The sequence below is a fragment of the Streptomyces sp. NPDC090083 genome (assembly GCF_044747445.1).
Lineage (GTDB): Bacteria > Actinomycetota > Actinomycetes > Streptomycetales > Streptomycetaceae > Streptomyces.
The window spans coordinates 733,881-756,777 of the sequence record NZ_JBIVED010000004.1 but is presented as its reverse complement, the minus strand read 5'-3'; the positions used below and the strand labels follow the sequence as shown (position 1 = coordinate 756,777).

General features: G+C 71.1%; 15 protein-coding genes. 4 read left to right on the top strand and 11 right to left on the bottom strand.

Features of this window, described 5'->3' with window-relative positions; translation table 11 throughout:
* Positions 1-6 precede the first annotated feature (6 nt).
* Both ACIPTO_RS18590 and mgrA read right to left on the bottom strand, forming a co-directional pair.
* Positions 7-1,008 (bottom strand): Dyp-type peroxidase, encoded by a 1,002-nt coding sequence (locus tag ACIPTO_RS18590; RefSeq protein ID WP_401193295.1) that lies wholly within the window; start codon positions 1,006-1,008, stop codon positions 7-9.
* Positions 1,009-1,060: 52 nt separating this feature from the next.
* Positions 1,061-2,104, bottom strand: coding sequence for an L-glyceraldehyde 3-phosphate reductase (mgrA, locus tag ACIPTO_RS18585; RefSeq protein WP_366317439.1), 1,044 nt, complete (start codon positions 2,102-2,104; stop codon positions 1,061-1,063).
* Between the two features lie 265 nt (positions 2,105-2,369).
* Here mgrA and ACIPTO_RS18580 point away from each other — a divergent pair, with 265 nt between their 5' ends.
* Positions 2,370-2,807 carry a Fur family transcriptional regulator gene (locus tag ACIPTO_RS18580; protein WP_366317441.1) on the top strand — a complete coding sequence of 146 codons (438 nt, stop codon included), beginning with the start codon at positions 2,370-2,372 and terminating at the stop codon, positions 2,805-2,807.
* A gap of 36 nt (positions 2,808-2,843) precedes the next feature.
* Complete coding sequence (gene katG / locus ACIPTO_RS18575) at positions 2,844-5,054, top strand: catalase/peroxidase HPI (protein ID WP_366317443.1); 2,211 nt, start codon at positions 2,844-2,846, stop codon at positions 5,052-5,054.
* A gap of 151 nt (positions 5,055-5,205) precedes the next feature.
* Here the strand turns inward: katG and ACIPTO_RS18570 are convergent, their stop codons facing one another.
* Together ACIPTO_RS18570 and ACIPTO_RS18565 are read right to left on the bottom strand one after the other, a co-directional pair.
* Positions 5,206-5,865 carry a zinc ribbon domain-containing protein gene (locus tag ACIPTO_RS18570; protein WP_401193291.1) on the bottom strand — a complete coding sequence of 220 codons (660 nt, stop codon included), beginning with the start codon at positions 5,863-5,865 and terminating at the stop codon, positions 5,206-5,208.
* 526 nt (positions 5,866-6,391) lie between these two features.
* A complete protein-coding gene (locus ACIPTO_RS18565; protein ID WP_401193664.1) occupies positions 6,392-7,363 on the bottom strand; it encodes a LuxR C-terminal-related transcriptional regulator in 972 nt (323 codons plus the stop codon).
* 317 nt (positions 7,364-7,680) lie between these two features.
* Here ACIPTO_RS18565 and ACIPTO_RS18560 point away from each other — a divergent pair, with 317 nt between their 5' ends.
* Both ACIPTO_RS18560 and ACIPTO_RS18555 read left to right on the top strand, forming a co-directional pair.
* On the top strand, positions 7,681-7,869 hold the full coding sequence (locus tag ACIPTO_RS18560; protein WP_366317447.1) for a hypothetical protein: 189 nt from the start codon (positions 7,681-7,683) through the stop codon (positions 7,867-7,869).
* Positions 7,870-7,933: 64 nt separating this feature from the next.
* On the top strand, positions 7,934-8,671 hold the full coding sequence (locus tag ACIPTO_RS18555) for a LuxR C-terminal-related transcriptional regulator (protein ID WP_401193288.1): 738 nt from the start codon (positions 7,934-7,936) through the stop codon (positions 8,669-8,671).
* A gap of 72 nt (positions 8,672-8,743) precedes the next feature.
* Here ACIPTO_RS18555 and ACIPTO_RS18550 read toward each other — a convergent pair whose 3' ends face one another.
* The 7 genes from ACIPTO_RS18550 to vioD form a co-directional block, all read right to left on the bottom strand.
* Entirely contained in the window at positions 8,744-10,027 is a 1,284-nt protein-coding gene (locus ACIPTO_RS18550) for an MFS transporter (RefSeq protein WP_401193285.1), read from the bottom strand.
* Positions 10,024-13,371 carry an amino acid adenylation domain-containing protein gene (locus ACIPTO_RS18545; RefSeq protein ID WP_401193282.1) on the bottom strand — a complete coding sequence of 1,116 codons (3,348 nt, stop codon included), beginning with the start codon at positions 13,369-13,371 and terminating at the stop codon, positions 10,024-10,026. Before ACIPTO_RS18545 ends, ACIPTO_RS18550 begins: the two co-directional genes overlap by 4 nt.
* A 74-nt stretch (positions 13,372-13,445) precedes the next feature.
* Positions 13,446-15,128 carry a PhpK family radical SAM P-methyltransferase gene (locus ACIPTO_RS18540; protein WP_366317455.1) on the bottom strand — a complete coding sequence of 561 codons (1,683 nt, stop codon included), beginning with the start codon at positions 15,126-15,128 and terminating at the stop codon, positions 13,446-13,448.
* Positions 15,129-15,180: 52 nt separating this feature from the next.
* Positions 15,181-16,998, bottom strand: coding sequence for a non-ribosomal peptide synthetase (locus ACIPTO_RS18535; RefSeq protein WP_401193279.1), 1,818 nt, complete (start codon positions 16,996-16,998; stop codon positions 15,181-15,183).
* A 61-nt stretch (positions 16,999-17,059) separates the two neighbouring features.
* The gene (locus ACIPTO_RS18530) at positions 17,060-17,806 is read right to left on the bottom strand and encodes an alpha/beta fold hydrolase (protein WP_366317459.1); all 747 of its coding nucleotides are present in this window, start codon (positions 17,804-17,806) and stop codon (positions 17,060-17,062) included.
* 37 nt (positions 17,807-17,843) lie between these two features.
* Entirely contained in the window at positions 17,844-21,722 is a 3,879-nt protein-coding gene (locus tag ACIPTO_RS18525) for an alpha/beta fold hydrolase (protein WP_401193276.1), read from the bottom strand.
* Positions 21,722-22,843 carry a capreomycidine synthase gene (vioD, locus tag ACIPTO_RS18520; RefSeq protein ID WP_401193273.1) on the bottom strand — a complete coding sequence of 374 codons (1,122 nt, stop codon included), beginning with the start codon at positions 22,841-22,843 and terminating at the stop codon, positions 21,722-21,724. The genes ACIPTO_RS18525 and vioD overlap by 1 nt, the downstream gene beginning before the upstream one ends.
* Positions 22,844-22,897 lie beyond the last annotated feature (54 nt).

Sequence of the window (22,897 nt, the reverse complement as noted above, 5' to 3'; positions counted from 1 at the left end):
CGGAGGTCACCCGGCCGATCCCTCGGGACGGTCCGGGAGATCGTCGAGGAAGTCCGCGGAGGGGACGTGGAAGAGACTTCCGGTGACGGCCGTGGAGAAGTCCAGGATGCGGTCGTGGGACGCGGAGTCGGTGCCCAGGAACATGTTGCGCAGCATCTGCTCGGTGACCGAGGGCGTCCGCGCGTACCCGATGAAGTAGGTGCCGAACTCGCCCTGGGCCGCGCTGCCGAACGGCATGTTGTCGCGGAGGATCTTCCGCTCGGTGCCGTCCGGGCCCGTGATGACGTTCAGCGAGAGGTGCGAGTCGGCCGGCTTGACGTCGTCGTCCATCTCCATGTTGGTCAACTTGCTGCGCCCGATGGCCCGTTCCTGCTGCTCCACCGGCAGCGCGTTCCAGGCCGCCATGTCGTGGAGGTACTTCTGCACGATCACATAGCTGCCGCCCGCGAACTCCGGGTCCTCGCCGCCGATGACCACCGCGTCGCGGGCCGCCTGCCCGGACGGGTTCTCCGTGCCGTCGACGAAGCCCAGCAGATCCCGCACGTCGAAGTACTGGAACCCGGACACCTCGTCGCGCACGACGACCGCGTCGCCCAGGCGGCCCATGATCGCGGCGGCCAGCTCGAAGCACAGGTCGGCCCGTACGGCCTTGATATGGAAGAGCAGGTCGCCGGGGGTGGAGACGGCGCGGTGGCGGTCGCCGACGAGCTCGCGGAACGGATGCAGCTCGGCGGGGCGCGGGCCGGCGAACAGCCGGTCCCACACCTCCGAGCCGATGCCGGTGACGCAGCTGAGCCGTCCGTCCGGCGCGCGGAACCCGACGGACCGCGTCAACCCGGCCAGATCCTCCAGGAGGTGGCGCACCGTGTCCTCGCCGCCGGGCTCCACGGTGACGACGAGGAAGGTCGCGCTGGGGGTCAGCGTCTCCAGTACCGCCTGCGTGGTGGGGGTGGTCCCGTCGTCGCCGACGCTGCCGTCCGTGCCCTCGACCGAGCTGTCAACTGTCATGTACTCCACGCCTCCGCTGTGTCCTGGGAGGTGCCGTCCGGCACCTCCGGCGTCAGCCGAGTTTCCCAGTCCGCGCGTCCTGCCACAGATCCACCCCGCCGTCGACGGCGTACGAGTCGATCTCCGCCAGCTCCTCCTCGCTGAACTCGAGGTTGTCCAGCGCGGCCACGTTCTGTTCGAGCTGCTCGGTGCGGGAGGCACCGATGACCAGGGAGGTGACCCGCTCGTCGCGCAGCGCCCAGGCGAGCGCCATCTGGGCGAGGGTCTGCCCGCGCCGGGCGGCGATGTCGTTCAGCGCGCGCAGCCGGCGCACCATGTCCTCGGTCAGCCAGCCCGCGTCGAACGACGTGCCCTGCGCGGCCCGCGACCCCTCCGGGATCCCGTCCAGGTACCGCCCGGTCAGCAGCCCCTGCGACAGCGCGGTGAACCCGATGACCCCGAACCCCTCGTCCCGCGCGGCATCGAGCAGCCCGTCGTCCTCGATCCACCGGTTGAGCATGTTGTACGACGGCTGGTGGATGAGCAGCGGTGTGCCCAGGTCGCGGAGGATCGCGGCGGCCTCGCGGGAGCGCTCGGCGTCGTAGGACGAGATGCCGACGTAGAGCGCCTTCCCCTGGCGGACGGCGGTGTCCAGGGCGCCCATCGTCTCCTCCAGCGGGGTGCCCGCGTCGAGACGGTGGGAGTAGAAGATGTCCACGTAGTCCAGGCCCGTGCGCTGCAGCGACTGGTCGAGCGAGGCGAGGAGGTACTTGCGGGAGCCGCCGCCCTGGCCGTACGGACCGGGCCACATGTCCCAGCCGGCCTTGGTGGAGACCACCAGCTCGTCCCGGTACGGCGCGAGGTCCTGCTTCAGCAGCCGTCCGAAGTTGGACTCGGCGGAGCCGTAGGGCGGGCCGTAGTTGTTCGCCAGGTCGTGGTGGGTGATGCCCAGGTCGAAGGCGCGCAGCGCGATCTCCCGCTGGGTCTCGAACGGCCGGTCGTCACCGAAGTTGTGCCAGTAGCCGAGCGACAGCAGGGGCAGGTCGAGCCCCGAGCGGCCGGTGCGGCGGTAGCGCATGGTGCCGTTGTAGCGCTCAGGATCTGCGACGTGGTTCATCGGGGGCTCTCCGCGAGGTGCATGAGGGGGCGGTGCGGCCGGGGTGGCCGACACGCCTACTGTGCCCCCGCGCGAATTCCGCGTCCAACCGTTCCCCGCCATCGGATTCAGCAGCGCCGTCGCTGAATCCGGCTTCGGATCGCCCCCGGCCCCGCCGCACCGGCACCGCCGGGGACCGCTTCACGGCGCCCGCCCCGGCTCGACACCAAACTTGAACCGTTTGTTTTCTTGAATCACTCGTGTTTATGGCTGTAGGTTGATCCGCATGACCGCATCCCAGCCACCGACCACCGCTGAGGAGCTGCGCGGTGCCGGCCTGCGGGTGACGGCAGCCCGCGTCGCGCTGCTGGAGACCGTCCGGCACGGCGACCACCTCGACGTCGAAGGGGTCGCCTCCGGGGTCCGTGACCGCGTAGGACACATATCGCTCCAGGCCGTCTACGACGCGCTCCACGCGCTGACGTCGGCCGGACTCATACGCCGTATCGAACCGGCCGGCAGCCCTGCCCGCTTCGAAGGACGCGTCGGCGACAACCACCACCACCTCATGTGCAGGTCGTGCGGTGTCGTCGCCGACGTCGACTGCGCGGTCGGCGAGGCACCCTGCCTGACCGCCGCCGACGACCAAGGCTTCTCGATCGACGAGGCCGAGGTCATCTACTGGGGCCTGTGCCCCGCCTGTACCGACGCCCCCCGTAGCTGAACCACGTGTACCCCCAGTTCGGAAGGATCCCCATCCATGTCTGAGAACCACGACGCAATCGTCACGGACGCGAAGTCGGAGGAAGCAGGGGGCTGCCCCGTCGCGCACGGGCGCGCCGCGCACCCCACCCAGGGCGGCGGCAACCGTCAGTGGTGGCCCGAGCGCCTCAACCTGAAGATCCTCGCCAAGGACCCGGTCGTCGCCAACCCGCTCGGCGCTGACTTCGACTACGCCGAGGCGTTCGGCGCCCTCGACCTGGCGGCCGTCAAACAGGACATCGCCGAGGTACTGACCACGTCGCAGGACTGGTGGCCGGCGGACTTCGGCAACTACGGCCCGCTGATGATCCGGATGGCCTGGCACAGCGCCGGCACCTACCGCATCAGCGACGGCCGCGGCGGTGGCGGCCGCGGCCAGCAGCGCTTCGCGCCGCTGAACAGCTGGCCGGACAACGGCAACCTGGACAAGGCCCGCCGCCTGCTGTGGCCCGTCAAGAAGAAGTACGGCCAGTCCATCTCCTGGGCCGACCTCATGATCCTCACCGGCAACGTGGCGCTGGAGACGATGGGCTTCGAGACCTTCGGCTTCGCCGGCGGCCGGGCCGACGTCTGGGAGGCCGACGAGGACGTGTACTGGGGTCCCGAGACCACCTGGCTCGACGACCAGCGCTACACCGGCGACCGCGAGCTGGAGAACCCGCTCGGCGCCGTCCAGATGGGCCTCATCTACGTCAACCCCGAGGGCCCCAACGGCAACCCGGACCCGCTGGCCGCGGCCCGCGACATCCGCGAGACCTTCCGCCGCATGGCCATGAACGACGAGGAGACCGTCGCCCTCATCGCCGGTGGCCACACCTTCGGCAAGACCCACGGCGCCGGCCCGGCCGAGTCGGTCGGCGACGACCCCGAGGCCTCCCCGCTGGAGCAGCAGGGCCTGGGCTGGAAGTCCTCCTACGGCACCGGCAAGGGCGGCGACGCGATCACCTCCGGCCTCGAGGTGACCTGGACCACCAAGCCCACCCAGTGGAGCAACGACTTCTTCGACATCCTCTTCGGCTACGAGTGGGAGCTGACCCAGAGCCCCGCCGGCGCCAACCAGTGGGTGGCCAAGGACGCCGAGGCGATCATCCCCGACGCCCACAGCGACGCCAAGAAGCTCCCCACCATGCTCACCACCGACCTCTCGCTGCGCTTCGACCCGATCTACGGCGAGATCTCCAAGCGCTTCCACGAGAACCCGGACCAGTTCGCGGACGCCTTCTCCCGCGCCTGGTTCAAGCTGACCCACCGTGACCTGGGCCCGAAGTCCCTGTACCTCGGCCCGGAGGTCCCCTCGGAGACCCTGCTGTGGCAGGACCCGCTGCCGCAGGCCGAGGGCGAGGCCATCGACGCCGCCGACGTCACCGCCCTCAAGGCGAAGATCCTCGCCTCCGGCCTGACCGTCCCGCAGCTCGTGTCCGCCGCCTGGGCGTCCGCCTCCACCTTCCGCGGCAGCGACAAGCGCGGCGGTGCCAACGGCGCCCGGATCCGTCTGGAGCCGCAGCGCGGCTGGGAGGCCAACGACCCCGACCAGCTCGCTCAGGTGCTGCGGGTCCTCGAAGGCGTCCAGCAGGAGTTCAACACCGGCGCCAAGAAGGTCTCCCTGGCCGACCTGATCGTCCTCGGCGGTGCCGCCGCGGTCGAGAAGGCCGCCAAGGACGGCGGCGTCGACGTGGAGGTTCCCTTCACGCCCGGCCGTGTTGACGCGACCGAGGAGCACACCGACGTCGAGTCGTTCGCCGCGCTGGAGCCGAACGCCGACGGATTCCGCAACTACCTCGGCAAGGGCAACCGCCTGCCGGCCGAGTACCTGCTGCTCGACCGCGCCAACCTGCTCACCCTGAGCGCCCCCGAGCTGACCGTCCTCGTCGGCGGCCTGCGCGTCCTCGGCGCCAACCAGGGCCAGTCCGCGCACGGTGTCCTCACCGACAGGGTCGGCACGCTGACCAACGACTTCTTCGTGAACCTGCTCGACCTGGGCACCGCGTGGACGTCGACGTCGGCCGACCAGCAGACCTTCGAGGCCCGCGACGCCTCCGGCGCCGTCAAGTGGACCGGCACCCGTGCCGACCTCGTCTTCGGCTCCAACTCCGAGCTGCGCGCGCTCGCCGAGGTCTACGCGAGCGACGACGCGAAGGAGAAGTTCGTGAAGGACTTCGTCGACGCGTGGGTCAAGGTTTCCGACCTGGACCGGTTCGACCTCGTCTGAGACCGGACAGCCGTCTGGCACCACTGACGTCCGGGTCGGCCCTCACGGGCCGACCCGGACGTTTCCCGTCTTTCGAACTCGGTGCACGGGGGCGCACGTTCGTCCCCCGAGATCCACCGCAGCCGGAGCAGCGCAGCCGACCTGGCTCAGTTCATCGCCGGGTGCCGCATCCCGGGCAGAACGCCGCGCCGTCCGGTACGGGGCTGGAGCAGGACGCGCACAGCGTGGACTGCGCGAGGTGGTGACCGCAGCCGGAGCAGTAGGCCGCGCCGCGGGTCTCGGTCCGGCACTGCGGGCAGACCAACTGGCGTGGTGTGCTGGGGTCGTAGCCCTGGCCGGTCTGCTGGCCGGCGGCGTAGGCCCGCAGTGAGGCGGCGTCGTTGAGGCCGCGGTGCTGGGCGGCCATGGCCTCGGCTGCGGTGTCCGGCGCGCAGTGCAGACACAGCCCCTGTGCGGGGTTCCAGCAGCGTCCGCAGACGTAATCGGTACAGCGCGCACAGCGGTTGAAATGGCCCTGCGCGTTGTCGATCGCGCGCTGAAAGGCCGCGTCGCGGGCCTGACCCCAGCCCGCTCCGGCGAGCCCGTCGGCCGCCGAGGAGACCCCCCTGCCCGCGCTGCCCAGCATGTTCCAGGCCATGTCGACACCCTTGCCGAGCCAGGAGGCGGCGCGCTCACCGGTGTACGGCTCGAACGGTGAGCGCCAGGTGTCGTAACAGCGGGAACAGGAGAACTCGAACTGGAAACCGGCCCCCGTGCCGTTCCGTTCGCAGAGGTCACGATGGTTGTTGCTGAAGTAGATCTCGCTGCTCATCCAGCCCTCACGATCCGATCCGCCGGACACCCCCTGCGCCGCGACGATAGCCTCAGCGTACTATTTCCCGCCAAGTGTGCGGTAGCTGGCCTGTATTGACCCGACGCCGGGGTGGCCGGAGCCGGGTGGGAGGGGCCGGGCTGCCCTGGCCCCGGTCCGCCTCGATGGCCCTGACAGAGTCCACGTCAGCGACGTCCGCGGGCTCAGCTTGACGCTCCTCATGTCCGAGGCGCGCGGGGACATTTCGGAGCACCTTTTCGGACAGGGAAGCGCCCGCGGTGCTCTGATCGACCACGCGCTCGGCGGTGCCGTCCGGTGACGAGGCCGACCCTCACGGGCGGGCCGACTCGGCCGCGGCGCATCAACGAAACGTTGATGCCGTCTCAGCGAATCCGAGGTCGCTCCCGCCCGCACCGGTCCGTATCTTCGTGGCTGACCCTCCGTGACAGCCTGGACGGAGGCCGCCGGGCTGTGCACACGGAGGTCGGGTACCGGGAGCCGGCCGGTGCATGCGACAAGGTGGACGTCACAGCCAGCCGTGCTGTGCGGCCTTCACTCCCGCCTCGAACCGGCTCTGTGCGCCGAGGCGTTCCATGATGACGGACATCTGACGGCGGACCGTGCGCAGTCCGATGCCCAGTCGTTTCGCGGCGGCCTCGTCGGTCATGCCTTGGGCCAGCAGGGTCAGCAGCTTGCGCTGCGCTCCGGTCAGGCCGTGCTCCCGATGCATGGACTGGTCCCTCGCGTAGGGAACCGCACCGAACCAGGCCTGTTCGTAGGTGGCGACCAGCGTGGCGACGATCCCGGGCTCGCGGGTGATGAGCGCGCCGGCCCGTGAGTTGTCCGGGTCGATCGGGACGACGGCCACTTTTCGGTCGAAGATGAGCATGCGGGGCGGGGGCACGGCGGTGGTGCGCACCTGGCCGTTCCGTTCGCCGAGCCACTCCGCGTAGCTGCGGGTGGCCTCGTCATGGCGCATGGTGTCCTGGTAGAGGTTCAGGAGTGCGACTCCGCGTTTCAGCGCTTCTTCGTCGAGTGGCCGGGACGCGTCGAGACTTGCCTGTGACTGGGCTCCGCCGGGGAGCACCGCGAGGCATTCGTACTCCACCTCCTGCGCGAGCGTTTCGAGGCGTGCCTCAATGGCGTCGATGCCGATCAGCCGTTCCGTGCCGTCGTTCAGGAGGCTGAGCGTGGAGGCGGCCTCCGCCACGGCGGCCCGCTTGGCGGTCAGTTCCTTCACCTGCCGGGACAGTGCGAGCTCCTGGCTGCGCAGCAGCGTGGTGAGGGCGACGGGGAGACTTACCGCGCGGACGGACTCGGGGTCTTCTCTGGAGCTGCGGACAAGAGACAACTCGGTGAGTTCTTCGAGAGCGGTCGCTATTTCTTCCGCTGTGAGACCTGTTTCTTCCTGGATTTCCGTAGGACGGGACTGAGGCTGTTTTGTCAGGGCCGTGTATACTGTTTCGGCTTCAGGGCTGAGCCCCAGAACGCTTAACATCGTCACCGCGCTTTTTTACTCCTGTCCGGTGGCCTCCCCCGACTCGCAGTCAACGCGCCGATTCTGCCAGCCGGTTGGCCCTTCATCAACCACGTGTCGGGTGGCCGACTCGTTGACCAGGGATGTGGCACCTAGGTGCCGGGCACGTAGGTGCCACCGAAGGGGTGTTCCGTCGACGCGGGACTTTCGAGCAGACTGCTGATCGCAGGCGACCGCCGCACTGGACGGATTGATCCTCCACCAAACCCGAGTTCGGGATCTTTTGTCCGGGGAATCAACGGAACGCATGTATGCGTCATCGACGAGGAGTGTCCCCCATGCCCAAGATCGCAGGCCTTGTGGCCACCGTCATTCTCGCCGTCGCTTCTCTGTCCGCCGTCGGAGAAACGGCATCCGTGGCTTTAGCTGATGACGGTATCGGCTGGGACAGCACGGGAGGGGTCGCGGCGCTCCATGCTCCCGGCGAAGCCGCTGTGAGCTTGGATAACGTTGTCAGCTCGCTCTGAGGCCGGACCGGTCGGTGCCGAGTCAGAACCGCCCCGTCCGCCCACTCGTCCCAAGGAGCGCAACGTGACCCTGACGGACAGCCAGACCACATTGCTCCCCGCCGGCCGCGCGCTTCGCACGACGGACCGGCCCGTCCATCTGGTCGTCCTCGACGAAGATCCGATTCTGCGTGCCGGGATCCGGGCCATCCTCGACTCCTTCTCGCGGATCGAGATCATCGCCGATTTCGCCTCGGTGAGACAGGCGTTCGCCCAGCCCCTGCGGGCACGGCCCGACGTGCTGCTCATCGGGGGCGACTGCCTGCAGGACAGGTCCGGGGCGTCGCTCACGGAACAGTTCTCGCCCGGCGCGAGTCCGGCCCTGGTGATCCTCATGCAGCCTGACGACGCCGTCACCCTGCGCAGGGCGGTGAAGTACGGCGTCCGCGGCTTCGTGGACCGCAACACCAGCCAGCGGGACCTGGGTACCGCCGTCCTGGAGGCCCATGAGGGGCGAACCTATCTGTCCGCCTCGATCGCCGAGGTCCTGGTCGATTGGACGGCGGACGGCTTGCGGCGTGAGCACCTCTCCCTGCCGCAGGTCGAAGACGTCCTGACGGAGCGGGAGTTGGAGGTGCTGGAGGCGCTGGGCCACGGCGTCACCAACACGGTGATCGCGCATCGGCTCCACGTCCAGGAGGCCACTGTCCGCAGCCACGTCTACCACATCCTCACCAAGCTCAACCTGCGCACCCGCACCGAGGCGGTCCTGCTGGGCCACAGCTACGCGAACACGCGTCCGGCCCTCCGGTCCCCGGACTGAACCGCCAGGACGTGACGAAGCCGGTGGCCCCTCCCGCACGGGAGGGGCCACCGGCTTCGTCGTGGGCGCGAACTACCGCGCGGCGGCGCCGAGCGCGGCCGCGGCCCGTGCGGGCCGCAGAACCATGGCGGCGAGCAGCGCGAGGACCGCGGTCACCGGGCCCAGCAGCAGCATGTGGTGGACACTCACCACGGCGAGGAGCCCGCCGGCGAACGAGTACCCGATGCTCTGCGTGGCGACGAGCACGCTGAAGGCCTCCGACATCCGCGACCGCGGCACCACATAGCCGGGTGCCTCGGTCATCACGGAGTTCAGCGGCGCGGCGCACAGCCCCAGCATGGCGAAGGCCCCGACGAGCGCCCACCAGCCCGAGGCCTCGGCGATCACCAGGCAGCCCGCCGTCATCGTCAGCAACAGGGCGACGGCGCGCATCGAGAGCGAGAGACGGATCCGGGTCACGTACCAGGCATAGACCAGGCCCGCCGCGGCACTGGACGCGCCGAGCACCCCGGTGAGGATCGCGGCTTCGGTCGTGCCCCCGCCGCTGAGCGCCACCCGGGGCAGCGCGCCCACTTCCGCCGTGCCCAGGAAGTGGCCGAACGCCATGGTCACCAGGGCCCAGAAGAGGAAGGCCGGATTGCGCCAGACACCGGCCGACTCCGGCACGTCCGGCGCGATCCCGTCGTCCTTGTCCGCCTTGGCCGCCTCCTTCGCGGCGGCCTGCCCTCCGGCCTCGGAGACCGGTTTCGGCCTCGGCCACAGCAGCACCGCGTTGGTCAGCATGGCCGCGCCCATGATGAACAGGGCGTACGCCGGGCCGAAGAGCGCGCAGACCACCACCACGAACGGGGCTCCGACGACCACGAGTTCGACGAGCACCGCGTCCAGGGACAGTGCCGAACCGATGAGCCGCTGCGGGACCGTCGTACGCAGCAGGGTCCTGATGGCGCCGCCGACGCCGAACGTGGCCATGTTGCCGACGAGGGACAGCGCGAACAGGACCGGGACCGGCGCGTGCGCGACGAAGCCGCCGGCCACCCCGAGCCGGGCCGCCCCACCGAGGGCCAGGACACGAGGGGTCCACCGCTCGCGGCCCCACCGTTCCAGCAGCCGACTGAACAGCGGTGCCGCCAGGATGCACGGCAGGGTGGCGAAGCCGACCAGCAGGCCGCCGACCGCGGGACTGCCGGTGTAGTGCGTGCTGGCCCAGATCAGTGCCATCGGCGCCATGATCGGCGGGAGCCGGTGCAGCATGGTGGCGGCCACCCACCGCCAGTAGGCGGCGTTGCGCACCAGTTCGGCCACTGGCCGGTCAGGGGCCGGCCGCTGGGGTGCGTCGGTCGCGTCGGTCGTCATGGTTTCTCCACGGTGGTGCCAGGGTGCGGGGTGCGGGCGCCGATGTCCGTCCGCTGGACGACGGGCCGGTCCGGATCGGCGGTGTACTCGGTGAGGAGCTTCTCGTAGGAGGCGGCCAGGTCGCGCACGGTGGCCTCGTCGAACTGGCTGGTGCGGTAGGTGAGTCCGACCTCCAGCTGGTCGCCGTGGTCCTCGACCACGCAGACCAGTTCGAACTTCGCGAAGCCGTTGGGCAGGATGACGTTCCGGTCGAGGGTCATCCCCGAGAAGGACCGCTCCAGCGCCTTCTCGTCCTCCAGCGCGAACAGCACCTGGAAGTAGGGACTCCGGCCGGGATGCCGGGGCGGTGCCAGCTTCTCCACCAGCTGGTCGAAGGGCAGGTCCTGGTGCTCGTAGGCGCCGAGGCAGGTGTCGCGGACCTGGGCCAGCAGGTCGTGGAAGCACACGTCGGACGGGACCCGCTGGCGTAGCACGACGGTGTTGTTGACACAGCCGATCAGACGCTCGGTCCCGGGGCCGCCGCGGTTGGCGACCGGTGTGCCCACGGACAGGTCCTCGCTGCCCGAGCGCTCGTGCAGCAGGAGGTAGAAGCAGGTCAGCAGCACCATGAACGCGGTGACGCCCTCCTGCTTGGCCAGTGCGTGCACGGCCTGGCGCAGGGCGGGCGGGAGGTCCAGGGCCAGCCGCCCGCCCCGGTAGTCGACGCTCTGGGGTGCCGGACGGTCACTGCCCAGTTCCAGCGGCCGGGGCGCGGCGTCGGCCAGCCGGTCGCGCCAGTAGTGCAGCAGCCGGTCGAGGTTCTCGCCGCGCAGATGGCTTCGCTGCCACAGCGCGTAGTCGCCGTACTGGAACGACGGCGGAGGCAGTTCCGGTGTGTCGCCGGTGTGGAAGGCCGTGTAGCAGGCCGCCAGTTCGTCCATGAAGACGTCCACGGAGACGAAGTCGACGATGAGGTGATGGGCGGTGAACACGGCGATGTGCTCGGTCTCTGACCGGGACAGGACCAGGACCCGGAGCAGGGGTGACCCGGCCGGGTCGATCGGTTCGCGGAGCTCGGCCTCGCGCAGCTTCGCCTCGTCGTCCGGCACGGCCGAGACGTCGACGTACCGTACGGGGATGTTCACGTCCGGTGCGACGAACTGGACCGGGCTTCCACCCAGCAGGCCGAACGAGGTACGCAGTGCCTCGTGCCGCCGGGCGATCTCCTGGATGGAGCGGCCGAGGACGTCGCGGTCCAGCGAGCCGGTCAGTCGGCACTGCCAGGACTCGTTGTAGAGCGGGATGTCCCGGGTGAGTTGGCCGAGGACGTACAGGCCCTGCTGGGAGGGTGAGATGGGAGCGGCGCGGCGTCCGCCGGAGTACCGGGCCAGGGAGGCCTCGACGGCCGCGCGCTTGCGGGCCCACTGGGCCGTCTCCCGGCTCTCCGTCCCGCCTGCGGGGCGCGTTGCGTCGGGCGCCTGCGGTGCGCTCGCCCGCTGGCCGTCGATGAGGGCGGCCAGCTGGGCGACGGTGCGGGAGGCGAGGAGGTCGTTGGGCAGGATGTCGAGGCCGAGTTCGCGGTGCAGCCGGGCCGCGATCTTCACCGCCTGGAGCGAGTTGCCGCCGAGCGCGAGGAACTCGTCGTCCGCGCCGACATGGTCCAGTTTGAGGACCGACCGCCAGACGCCGGCCAGGTCCGTCTCCGTGCCCGGCCGCAGCGGCCTGCCTGTCGCGGTGTCCTGGGACCGGGTGGGAAGAGCGGCGAAATCGACCTTGCCGTGGGGTGTCAGGGGGATCGTGTCCAGCACGGTGACGGTGGACGGCACCAGATAGGCCGGAAGCAGCCCCGCGAGGTAGTCGTGCAGCTGGCGGCCGCGCGGATCGTCGGGCTGCACCGGCTCCTGGCCGTGAGCCGGAGTGACATGGGCGTGCAGGACCGCGTTCTCACTTCCGTCGTCCCGCCGTTCCACGGTGACCAGGGCCTGCCGGACGGCGGGATGCTGCTGGAGGACCGTCTCGATCTCGCCCGGCTCGACCCGGAACCCGCGGATCTTCACTTGGTTGTCGGTGCGGCCCAGGAACTCCAGCTGGCCGTCCGGGAGGCGGTGGGCGAGGTCACCGGTCCGGTACATGCGGCTGCCGGGCGGTCCGTACGGGTCGGGCAGGAACCGCGCGGACGTCTCACCCGGTGCGCGATGGTATCCGCGGGCCAGGGACCGGCCCGCGACGAACAGCTCTCCTGGGCCGTCGTCGGCCACGGGACGCAGGTTCTCGTCCAGGAGGCGGACGGCGGTGTGGTCGATGGCGGTGCCGATCGGCAGGATGCCGTCCGTGCGGGGCCCGCCGCGGCCCGAGTGGTGGTAGGTGGCGGTGGCGGTCGACTCGGTGGGCCCGTACACGTGGATGAGGGGGATGCCCGACCGGTGCCAGGCCAGCACCCGGTCGGGCCGTGCCCGGTCGCCGCCCATGACCGTGAAGCGGACGGACTCGGGCAGTCGGCCGCCCGACTCGGCCAGTTCGTCGCCCAGTTGGTGCCAGTAGGCGGTGGTGATCTCGAAGCCGGTGACGGCGTACCGCTCCAGGACGCCGAGGAAGTGCCGGACCGTCGGCAGCGCGCGCGGGTAGCCGGCCATCAGCAGGGTCGCTCCGCTGAGCAAGGGCGGGAAGATCTCCTCCAGTGCGGCGGAGAAGCTGACGGAGGCGAGCTGGAGGAAGCGGTGGCCGGGTTCCAGCCCGAAGGTGTCGGCCGCGGCCTGCGCGAGGTTGGTCAGACCCTGGTGGGTGATCAGCACGCCCTTGGGGGTGCCGGTGGAGCCCGAGGTGTAGATGACGCAGGCGATGTCGTCCGGTTCCACTCCGGACGCCGGCGCCGGTGTGGGCCCGTGGTCGGGCAGGGCCGTGAACTCCGCGTCCAGCAGAAGGGGTTGGGCGCCGTCGCGCGGGAGCCTGCCGACGGTCTCCGCCTGGGCGACGACGACGGCGGAGCCCGAGTGCTCCAGGAGGTGGCTCAGCCTGGCGGCCGGATACTCCGGGTCGAGCGGCACGAAGGCGCCGCCCGCCTTCATGATGCCGAGCATCGCCACCGCCAGTCGGACCGACGGCTCTAGACAGACACCCACCCGGGTGCCCGTGCCGACTCCCAGCCCGGTCAGCCGGACCGCCAGGCGGTCCGCCAGGGCGTCGAGTTCGGCATAGGTCACCTGCTCGGCGCCGGCCGTCGCCGGGTCGGAGCCGGTCACCGTGACGACCGCGGTGGCGCCCGGGTGTTCGCGGGCCCGCCGGGCGAACACGTCGTGCACGCCGGCGCTGTCGTACGTCGTTCCGGGGAACTGCCCCGGTGCGAGGAGGTCTTGAGGCGCGCTCATGCGGTTCCATCCTTGTGGTTCGGCGCTGCCGGGGAGACGGGGAGGGGACGCGCCGCGAGGCGTGGCCCTGACGTTCAGGCCTGGAGCGCCAGGGCGGGCGAGGCGTCACGTCGGGCCGGCGGAGCGAACTTGCCGGTGATGTGCGGCGCGTTGTCGAACACGTGGTACATGCGGTCGATGAGCTCAGGCGCGGGAGCGGCATCCGAGCGGTCGTTGAACTCCATGATCTGCCGGGCCACCCGGTGGAACTCGATGATGTCCGGCATCTGCAGGCCCTTGCCCATCAGATAGGGCAGCGCCCAGAAGTCGAAGTTGTAGCCCGGCATCCACAGGGAGTTCTTCACCTCGTCGAACAGGGCGTGGCAGGCGTCCACGGCCCCGTTGATGTCCATCGTGTTGTGGCTCCATTCGTACTCCCGGCCGGTGAGCCCGAACTCGGCCGCCTGCTTCTGCACCGGCGCGCGGTGGTTGTACCACCAGGGTTCGGTGCGCCAGAAGGTGGGACCGACCTCGTTGATGAACTTGATCGTGTTCTGCACGGTCTTCTCGGTCTCGCCCGGGAAGCCGGAGATGAAGGAGGCGAAGGTGTCGATGCCGCGGGCGTGCAGCCGCTCGATGCCGACCCGGTAGCGGTCGAGCGTGGCCACCTTGGACATGTTCTTGAGGATGCCGTCGTCACCGGCCTCGATGCCGAGGAAGACCGCGCGGCACTTGCTCTCCGCCATGAGGTTGTACGTCTCCTCGTCGCGCGCGGTACCGGCGCGGAAGAAGGAGTACCACTGGAACCCGAAGTCGTTGCGCGCCATCATCCGGCACAGTTCCTTGAACCGGGGGCCGGGCACGTTGAAGGTGTCGTCGATGAACACCATCTGCTTGACGCCCATCCGGTCGAGCTGGCGCAGCTCGTGCTCCACGACCTCCACGCTCGCCAGCGTCAGCGCTCCGGCGCGGATCGGGTAGTCGCAGAAACTGCACTTGAAGGCGCAGCTGCGGGCGGTACGGGTGTGCACGGTGGCGCCGAGGGTGTCACCGAACCTGGCCCAGTCGATGGCGCACTCGTCCAGAATGTTGGCCTCTGCCTTGATGCCCGTGAGTTTGAAGTCGCCGGAGCCGGTGGGGAGCAGCAGGTTCGGTACGTCCTTGAGGTCGCTGCCCTCGCGCAGGGCTCCCGCGATCTGGGTGAGCGTCGTCTCGCCCTGCGACTCGTTGATGTAGACGTCGGCGTCCATCCAGGTCAGAACCTCGGCCAGCTCCTCCCGGTCGAGGTCCTTGAGGAGATTGCCGACCAGCGGGCCGCCCACCACGATGGTCGTCTCCGGGAGCACCTCGCGGATGAAGCGAGTGATCTCCACGACCGGGTTGGGGATGATGTAGTAGGTGGTAGTGATCGCCACGATCCGCGGACGGCGGGTCAGCAGGATGTCGCGGATGCGGTCCTGTTCGCAGCCGAAGAGGCTGGTGCACTCCGCCGAATAGCCGCGCTGGATCAGGTAGTTGGCCAGGTAGTGGGAGGCGAGGTTGGGCGTCTCGCCGCCGTGGATGTAGACGTTGTCGTCCAGCTTGCCCGCGCGGCGCAGAACCTTGTTCATCACGTCCATGTACGGAAGCCGTTCGCCGTCGAACAGCAGGTGGTCGCGCATGAACATGAGGCGCTCGGGATCGCGCGGGCCGCGGTTGCTGACGCGGTTCCACTGCTGCGAGAACGGCACGTCGTTGTAGCCGATGATCAGGCAGTCCAGGTCGGATGTGGTGGCCATGGCTGTGCTCCGGTCTCTTCGGGTGGGACGGGCGGCGTACGGGGCGGGAGGGTCAGCGCACGGGTTCTGCCTCCCCGGTCAGCTCCAGCAGGCCGGCGGAGAACGTCTCCACGGTGGGCAGCCGCAGCAGGACGTCGAGCGGCACCTTCCGGCCGAGCGCCTCCTGTACGGCGCCCATGACCTGTACCGCGCGGAAGGAGTCCCCGCCGATGTCGAAGAAGTCCTCGTCGTGGGAGAGCTGCGGCACGCCCAGGACGGTGCGCCAGATGCCGGACACCAGGTCCTCCATCCCGCCGGTGGTGGTGGCGCGGTCGGAGGCGGCCGGGGGAGCGGCGGGTTCGGCCCGGTGCTCGACCGGGGCCTGCTGCGCGAGCGACTGCCGGTCCAGCTTGCCGTTCTGGGTCAGCGGCAGCGCGTCGAGGACGCGCACGGCGGAGGGCAGCATGGCCTGCGGCAGCCACTCCCGCAGCCGTTCGCGCACCTCGGCCGGCAGCGCCTGACGGTCGGTGCCCGGTTCCGGTACGACGAACGCGTACAGCCGCTTGTCGCTGCCGGAGCCCGCGGCGACCACGGCGGCCTGGCGCACCCCGGGACAGCGCATCGCCGTCGCCTCGACCTCACCGGTCTCCACCCGGACACCGCGGATCTTCACCTGGTGGTCGAGCCGGCCCAGGAACTCCAGGGCGCCGTCCGGGTGTCGGCGGGCCAGGTCACCGGTGCGGTACAGGCGGCCCTCGGCGCCGGCGATCCCGGTGACGAACCGTTCGGCGGTCAGCTCGGGGCGGCCGAGGTATCCGTCGGCGACCCCCACGCCGCCGATGAAGACCTCGCCGGGCTGCCCGTCGGGAACGGCCAGCCGGTTCTCGTCCAGAAGGTGCACGGTGGTGTCGGGCACCGGGGGACCGATCAGCACCAGGTCCGGGTCCGGGTCGCGCGGGCAGGTCCACGCGGTGGCGAAGACCGTGCACTCGCTGGGCCCGTAGATGTTGGTCAGCGAGGCGGTGGAGCGTGCGTGGAAGCGCCGGACCAGGTCCGGGCTGAGGGCCTCGCCGCCGACGATGACGTACTTCAGGCCGTCGTAGCGTTCGGTGCTGTCGCGGTCGAGGAGGAACAGTTCCAGCAGTGAGGGCACACCGCAGAACGTCGTGACGCGGTCGTCCTGGATGAGGCGCGCGAGGTGCGCGGCGTCGCGCTGCCGTCCCGGTTCCGCGATCACCACGGCCGCGCCGACCAGCAACGGCCAGTACAGCTCGGCGAGATAGAGGTCGAAGGTGCAGGCGGTGTGGTGCAGGACGCGGTCGCCCGGGCCCATGGGGTGGCCCTTCTGGAAGGCCGCCATGCGGGAGGCCACTGCGGCGTGGCTGATGACGGAGGCCTTGGGGCGGCCGGTGGAGCCGGAGGTGAACAGCACGACCGCGGGTGCGGCGGGTGCCGTACGGGGCGGCGCGGGCTGTTCGAGGGCCGGCCGCCGGTCGTCGTCGATCAGCAGCGCCGGTACCGGCGGGGCGAGCCTGGCCGCGCCCTCCCGGGTGGTGACGACCAGCCGGGGGGCGCAGTCCACGATCTCGTGCCGGGTGCGCTCGGGCGGGTCGCCGACGTCGAAGGCGACGTGGGCGGCGCCGGCGAACACGACGGCGAGCACGGACACCACGAACTCGATCGAGCGCGGCTGGTAGACCGCCACGAGGTCGCCGTCCACCACGCCCCGCTCGCGGAGAGCGGCGGCCGACGCCAGTACCCGGTCCCTGAGTTCGCCCGCGGTGACGACGCTGTCGCCGCGGATGAGGGCCGGCAGGTCCGGTTCGCGCTCCCACTGCTGGAGGAGGAGGTGGTCGAGCCGCTGTTCGGCCGCCGCCCGGGTTGATTCCATCACCGTGCGCCTTTCTTGTCGGATGGGGCTGTGCGGGCCGGCGGACAGGAACGGCGCGGGCTCACCGGAAGTGGTCCAGATTGGCCGTGACGGCTGCCACCAACTCCGCCGGGCGTTCGACGAGCAGCATGTGGCCGCCCGGGATACGGACCTGCCGGGTCCGCTTGGCGAACGGTCCCCAACCCGCGACACGCTCCTGCGGGCACAGGGGGTCGTCCTGGCCGGAGACCACCAGGAGAGGGGAGGTGAGCACGGGCTCGGGTCCGCTGCGGTAGTCCTGGACGGCCCGCATGTCGGCGACGATGAGCGGCAGGTAGGTGTGCGCCATGTCCTCGTCGGCGACGTGCTGCGGGACATAGCCGAAGCCGCGTACCGCGGCCATCAGCTCCTCGGTGTCGTCGCCGTCGGGCAGCAGCCTGGTGGTGTGCGGCGGAAGATCCACGGACCAGTAGGAGACGGTGACGAGACCGGCCACCAGGCCCGGATCGGAATCCTGGAGCGCCCGCACCGCCTCCAGGGCGATGACGGCGCCCGCGCAGACCCCGACGATCAGCAGCGGCGCCGTGCCGGGCAGGGCGCGGGCCGTCGCCGCCACGTCGGCGGCCAGGCTGTCCAGGTCCCCGACCGGCTCGCGGATGCGGGACTCGCGGCCGGGGAGCCGGGCTGCCGCCAGTTGCCAGTCCGGCGGCAGGTGCGGGAGCAGGACGCGCGCGTTGGACGCGCCGGCTCCCGAGTGCGGGACCAGCAGGACGCGCCACGAGGCCGTGTCCGGGTCACCGCCGATCACTACATAGGGTTTTCCTGCCACGGTGGCTGTCTCCGTTCGCTGTCGTGGTCCGCCCGTGTCACCGGGGCGTTCCGTCGAAGTGATCGGCCCGGTCGATGTGTGCCGCCAGCCGCGGGCCGATGTCCGCGAGGACGTCCGGGCGGGTCATCTCCTCGTGGGTGCAGTCCGCCGTGTGCAGCACCAGTTCGCCGCCGACGTACGGCAGCCACAGGTCCGCCACGAAGGCCCCGCCGTCGCGCCGGTCGGCGGCGGCGACGTGGACCAGGTCGCCGTCGTAGCGGTCCGGTACGTGTCGGCGCGCTCCCCGGGCGACGGCCGTGTAGACGTCCGCCAGCCGGGACCGCAGGTCGTCCGGGAGGTCGAGTCCGGCCGTCTCCAGACGGAGATCGGCCGCTTCCTGCTCGCGGGAGGGCAGTGCCTCGGCGCGGCCGGCCAGCGGATAGCCGTCGAGCACCGCCACCATGCCCACGGGTTCGCCCCGGGCCCGCATGCGGACGGCGATCGCCTGCGCGATCAGGCCGCCCGAGGACCAGCCGACGAGGTGGCACGGACCCTGGGGGACGAGTTCGCGGATGTGACGGAGGTAGAGGTCGGCGGTGGCGTCGACGGTCTCCGGCACGGCGCCGGGGCCTTCGGACAGACCGGGGGACTGCAGCGCGTACACCGGGTGCCGGGGGTGCAGATGGCGGACGAGTCCGGCGAAGGACCAGCCCAGGCCCATGCCGGGGTGGACGCAGAACACCGGTGTGCCGTCGCCTGCGGGCCGCAGCGGCAGTACGACGTCGAGGTCGCCGTGGCCGTCCTGGCGGGGTTCCTCCGCGCGGGGCAGGGCGCGGGCGAGTTCCGCCACCGTCGGTGCCTCGAACAGGGTGCGCAGTCCCATCTCGACGCCGAGCACGTCGCTCACCCTGGCGATCAGCCGGGCCGCCAGCATGGAGTGGCCGCCGATGTCGAAGAAGTCGTCGTCGAGTCCGACCGAGGGCAGGTCGAGGACGTCGGCGAAGAGCTTGCGCAGCACCGCTTCGCGGGGCGTGTCCGGATCCCGGTCGGCCGGCCCGGACTCGGGCTCGGGCGCCGGCAGGGCGGCCCGGTCGAGCCGGCCGTCGGGCGCGGTGGGCAGCCGGTCCGTGACCCGTACGGCCGCGGGCACCATATGGGCCGCGAGCAGGCCCGCGACGTGCCTGCGCAGCTCCTGAGGTTCGACGGTCGCATCCGGGGCCGGCACCACGTGCGCGACCGGGCGCGGACCGTCGGCGCGGTCGGCGATGGACACCGCGGCCTGCGCCACGTCCGGATGGGTCCGCAGCGCGGTTTCGACGGCGCCGGGCCGCACGGGCAGTCCGTGCACCAGGACGCCGTGGTCGGCACGGCCGAGGACGGTGACGCGTCCCTCGTCGTCCAGGCGGGCGAGGTCGCCGGTGCGGAACATCCGTGCGCCGGGCGGGCCGTAGGGATCGGGAAGGAACCGCGCCGCGGTGGCGCCGGGACGCCCGTGGTAGCCCAGCGCGGGCGCCGCGCCGCCGAGGAACAGCTCGCCGTCCAGCCCCGGGGGAAGCCCGCGCAGGTCCGCGTCGAGGACCCGGACGGCGACCCCGGTGACGGGGGTGGCCGGGAGAAGTCCGGACGGGGCCGGCGGGTGCTCGGCGGTGAGGGCGAGGACGGAGGTCTCGGACTGTCCGTAGCCGATGAGCGGCGCGGTCACGCCGTCGTGCCGGGCGCCCGGATCCGCGGGTCCCTCGGCGGTGAGGGCGAGGGCCCGCACGTCCCCGGAGTCCGGGGAGAGGCGCGTGAGGTGGTCGTGGGCCGGTTCTCCCGCGGGTCCGGTGACCAGGCGGGCGCCGGTGGTCAACGCGGTGAAGGTCTCCCACAGGGCGAGTCCGGTTCCGGGAGCCGCGTGCTGCAGGACGGTGCCGCCCGGTGTGGCGTGCAGGGTCTTGGCCGTGGGATGCAGCGCGTTGGCGAGTCCGTGATGGGTGATCAGCACGCCGTGCGGCACGGCGTCGTGCGCGGCGGTGTACAGCAGGAAGGCTGCCTGGCCGGGGAGGGCGAGGGCCGACGGCGTACGGGGGAGTGCGGCGGTGTCGGAGTCGTGTTCCTGGTCGTCGAGGAGGAGGACGGTCCCGTCGTCCAGCGGCTCGCGGAGCGTCGCCCGGCCGGTGATCACGAGCGCCGGGCGCGCGTCGGCCAGCATCGCGCGCAATGTGTCGTCCGGCGTCTTGGGGTCCAGGGGCAGGCACACGGCGCCCGCCCTGAGGACCGCCAGGACGGCCAGGACCTGGTCCGGTGACGGGGGCAGGGCCACGGCCACGACCGCTCCCGGGGCGACGCCGCGCGTACTCAGCCGCTGGGCGAGCCGGGTCGCGCCGGTGTCGAGGTCGCCGTAGGAGAGGGTGTGGGTCCGGTCCGAGACGGCCGGGGCGTCGGGGGCGGCGATCGCGTGCAGCCGGACGAGGTCGTGCAGGCAGACGGGGCCGACCGCGGGTGCCGGCGGCCGGGTGAGCAGCAACCGCTCCTGCGGAAGGAGCATCTGGAGCTCGTCGACGGGCGTGTCCGGACGCGCCACGGCGCTCTCCAGCAGCTGCCGGTAGTGCGCGATCATGCGGGCGACGCTCGGCTCGTCGAACAGATCGGTGGCGTATTCCACGGTCACGTCGATGGTGCCGTCGCGCTCGACCGCCGACACGTTCAGGTCGAACTTCGACCGGCCCAGCTCGATGGGCAGGAGCTGTCCCGTCGTCAGCCCGGTGAACTGGGTGCGTTGCCGCCATTCGTCCTCGTCGTGGGACTCGAAGACGACCTGGACGAGCGGGTTGTGGCTGAGGCCCCGGTGCGGTGCGAGCTCCTCCACCAGGCGGTCGAAGGGCAGGGCCTGGTGGTCGTAGGCCGACAGGAACGCGGACCGGGTGCGGTGCAGGTGCTCCCGGAAGGTCGGCTCCCCGGTGAGGTCACCACGCAGCACCAGCGTGTTGACGAAGTAGCCGATCATGTCCTCGAACTCGCTGCGGACCCGGCCATGGACCACGGTCCCCACACTGAGGTCGCGCCGGCCGCTGTAGCGGGACAGGACGGCCTGGAATCCGGCCAGCAGGACGGTGTACAGGGTGCAGCGTTCGTCGCGGGCCAACTCCCGCAGCCGGTCGCCCAGTTCGGCCGGAAGGATGGCGGTGTACTCCGCTCCGGCGTGCGACTGCTCGGCTGGGCGCGGCCGGAGTGTCGGCAGGGCCAGCAGACCCGGTGCGCCGGCGAGCTGCCGGCGCCAGTAGCCGATCAGCCGTTCCAGCCGTGGACCGGTGAGGTGCTCGCGCTGCCAGCGGGCGAAGTCCGGGTACTGGGGCGCCGGCGCGGTGGGCGGCGGCTGTTCGCCCGCGACGAGCGCGTTGTAGACCCGGGAGAGGTCGCGCAGGGCCACGTCCACGGAGACGGCGTCGAAGACGATGTGGTGGACGACCATCGTGAGGACGTGTTCCTCGTCCGCCACGCGAATCAGCCGGAAGCGTGCCAGCGGGCCCTTCTCCAGGTCGAAGCCGATGGCGACCTCGGCCGCGCACAGTGCTTCCGTCCGCCGCCGGCGTGCGGGCTCCTCCAGCGCCCGCAGGTCGTCGACCGGGACGGGGACGCTCAGCCGTGGCTGTACGGCCTGGAGCGGGCGCCCGTCCTCGACGGTGAACGTGGTGCGCAGGGCGGCGTGCCGGGCGACCAGCGCGTTCACCGCCGCGGTCAGTGCCTCGGGGTCCAGACGGCCGTCGAGGCGCAGCTGCCAGCCGATCGTGTAGAGCGGGTCGGCGGGCGCCATCCGGTCGATGAGCCACAGTCCCTGCTGGGTGACCGAGGTCTCGCAGGTCTGCGGGCCGCTGCGGTCGCGCAGTGCCTTCTCCACCAGGGCGCGTTGCGCGGCGGGCAGTTCGTCGAGCCGGGCGAGGAGGTCGGTGACATCCATCAGAGCGCCTCCCGTCGTTCAGTCAGTGCTGTGCGCAGACGGGTCAGTCCCTCGTCGAACGCGTCCTCGGCCCCGCCGAAGCCGAGCCGGACGCGGTCCGGGTGGCCGAAGCCGGCACCGGGCACCAGCAACAGGTCGTGTCGGGTGCCCAGTTCGCGGCAGAGGTCCTCGGTGTCGGCGATCCCCGTGAAGGCGGGGAAGGCTGTGACTCCGCCCGCGGGGCGGGACCACGACACCAGGTCGTCGTTCTCCTTGGTCCAGGCATCGAGCCGGTCGAGGTTGCGGGCCGCGCCGGCACGCCGGTCGGCGAGGATGCGGTCGGCCCCTTCCAGGGCGCGCGCGGCCAGGTGCTCGGTGAGCGGTGACAGGCAGATCGTCAGAGCGTCCCGGAGCGGGACCAGACGGGCCAGGATCTCCGGCGCCGCCAGACACCAGCCGACCCGGGTGCCGGGCAGCCCGTAGGCCTTGGACATCGTGCCCAGGCCGACGCACCGCTCGTGCAGCGTCGAGGGATCCGGCAACGGCTCGCTGTCCCATACGAGTTCGGCGAACGCGGCGTCCCACACGAGGTGCAGGTCGTGGCCGTCGACCAGGGCCAGGAGGTCGTCGAACTGGCGGCGGGTGAGGTGGGCCCCGGTCGGATTGTGCGGGAAGTTGACGACGATCATGCGGGTGCGCGGTGTCAGCAGGGTCCGCAGTTCGTCGAGGTCGGGCGCGAAACCCGACTCGGGGCGCAGCCGCCAGCGCACCAGGCGGCAGCCGATCGACTCGGCGACCGATGTCAGCGAGTGGTAGGCGGGATCCACCACGACGATCTCGTCCCCGGCGGACAGCAGCGCGTTCATCACGACGAAGATCGCCTCGGTGGAGCCGTGGGTGGCCATCACCCGGTCGACGTCCCCGGCGGTGAAACGGTCGGCGACGGCCCGGCGAAGGCGCGCGCCGCCGTAGGAGGGAGCGTCGTCCAGCGCGATGCCGTCCAGTTCCTCGACGGTGATGCCGAGGAGCCGGCGCAGTTCCGCGAGGGACCAGGTCCGCACACCGCTGCTGCCCAGGTCGATCGAGGTGTCGAAGTAGAAGTCACGCATCCAGTCCTCCAAGGCGGCGCGTGGCAGATGCATGGCGTGCTCCTGATTCGTGGGGTGGGACGCGGTCCTTCGGCGGCCTTGGTGAAC

Coding starts and splice junctions, on each gene's coding strand:
- ACIPTO_RS18590 (WP_401193295.1), bottom strand. CDS start 1,008: ATGACAGTTGACAGCTCGGTCGAGGGCACGGACGGCAGCGTCGGCGAC.
- mgrA (WP_366317439.1), bottom strand. CDS start 2,104: ATGAACCACGTCGCAGATCCTGAGCGCTACAACGGCACCATGCGCTAC.
- vioD (WP_401193273.1), bottom strand. CDS start 22,843: ATGCATCTGCCACGCGCCGCCTTGGAGGACTGGATGCGTGACTTCTAC.
- ACIPTO_RS18565 (WP_401193664.1), bottom strand. CDS start 7,363: ATGTTAAGCGTTCTGGGGCTCAGCCCTGAAGCCGAAACAGTATACACG.
- ACIPTO_RS18560 (WP_366317447.1), top strand. CDS start 7,681: ATGCCCAAGATCGCAGGCCTTGTGGCCACCGTCATTCTCGCCGTCGCT.
- katG (WP_366317443.1), top strand. CDS start 2,844: ATGTCTGAGAACCACGACGCAATCGTCACGGACGCGAAGTCGGAGGAA.
- ACIPTO_RS18545 (WP_401193282.1), bottom strand. CDS start 13,371: ATGAGCGCGCCTCAAGACCTCCTCGCACCGGGGCAGTTCCCCGGAACG.
- ACIPTO_RS18540 (WP_366317455.1), bottom strand. CDS start 15,128: ATGGCCACCACATCCGACCTGGACTGCCTGATCATCGGCTACAACGAC.
- ACIPTO_RS18535 (WP_401193279.1), bottom strand. CDS start 16,998: ATGGAATCAACCCGGGCGGCGGCCGAACAGCGGCTCGACCACCTCCTC.
- ACIPTO_RS18550 (WP_401193285.1), bottom strand. CDS start 10,027: ATGACGACCGACGCGACCGACGCACCCCAGCGGCCGGCCCCTGACCGG.
- ACIPTO_RS18525 (WP_401193276.1), bottom strand. CDS start 21,722: ATGGATGTCACCGACCTCCTCGCCCGGCTCGACGAACTGCCCGCCGCG.
- ACIPTO_RS18570 (WP_401193291.1), bottom strand. CDS start 5,865: ATGAGCAGCGAGATCTACTTCAGCAACAACCATCGTGACCTCTGCGAA.
- ACIPTO_RS18580 (WP_366317441.1), top strand. CDS start 2,370: ATGACCGCATCCCAGCCACCGACCACCGCTGAGGAGCTGCGCGGTGCC.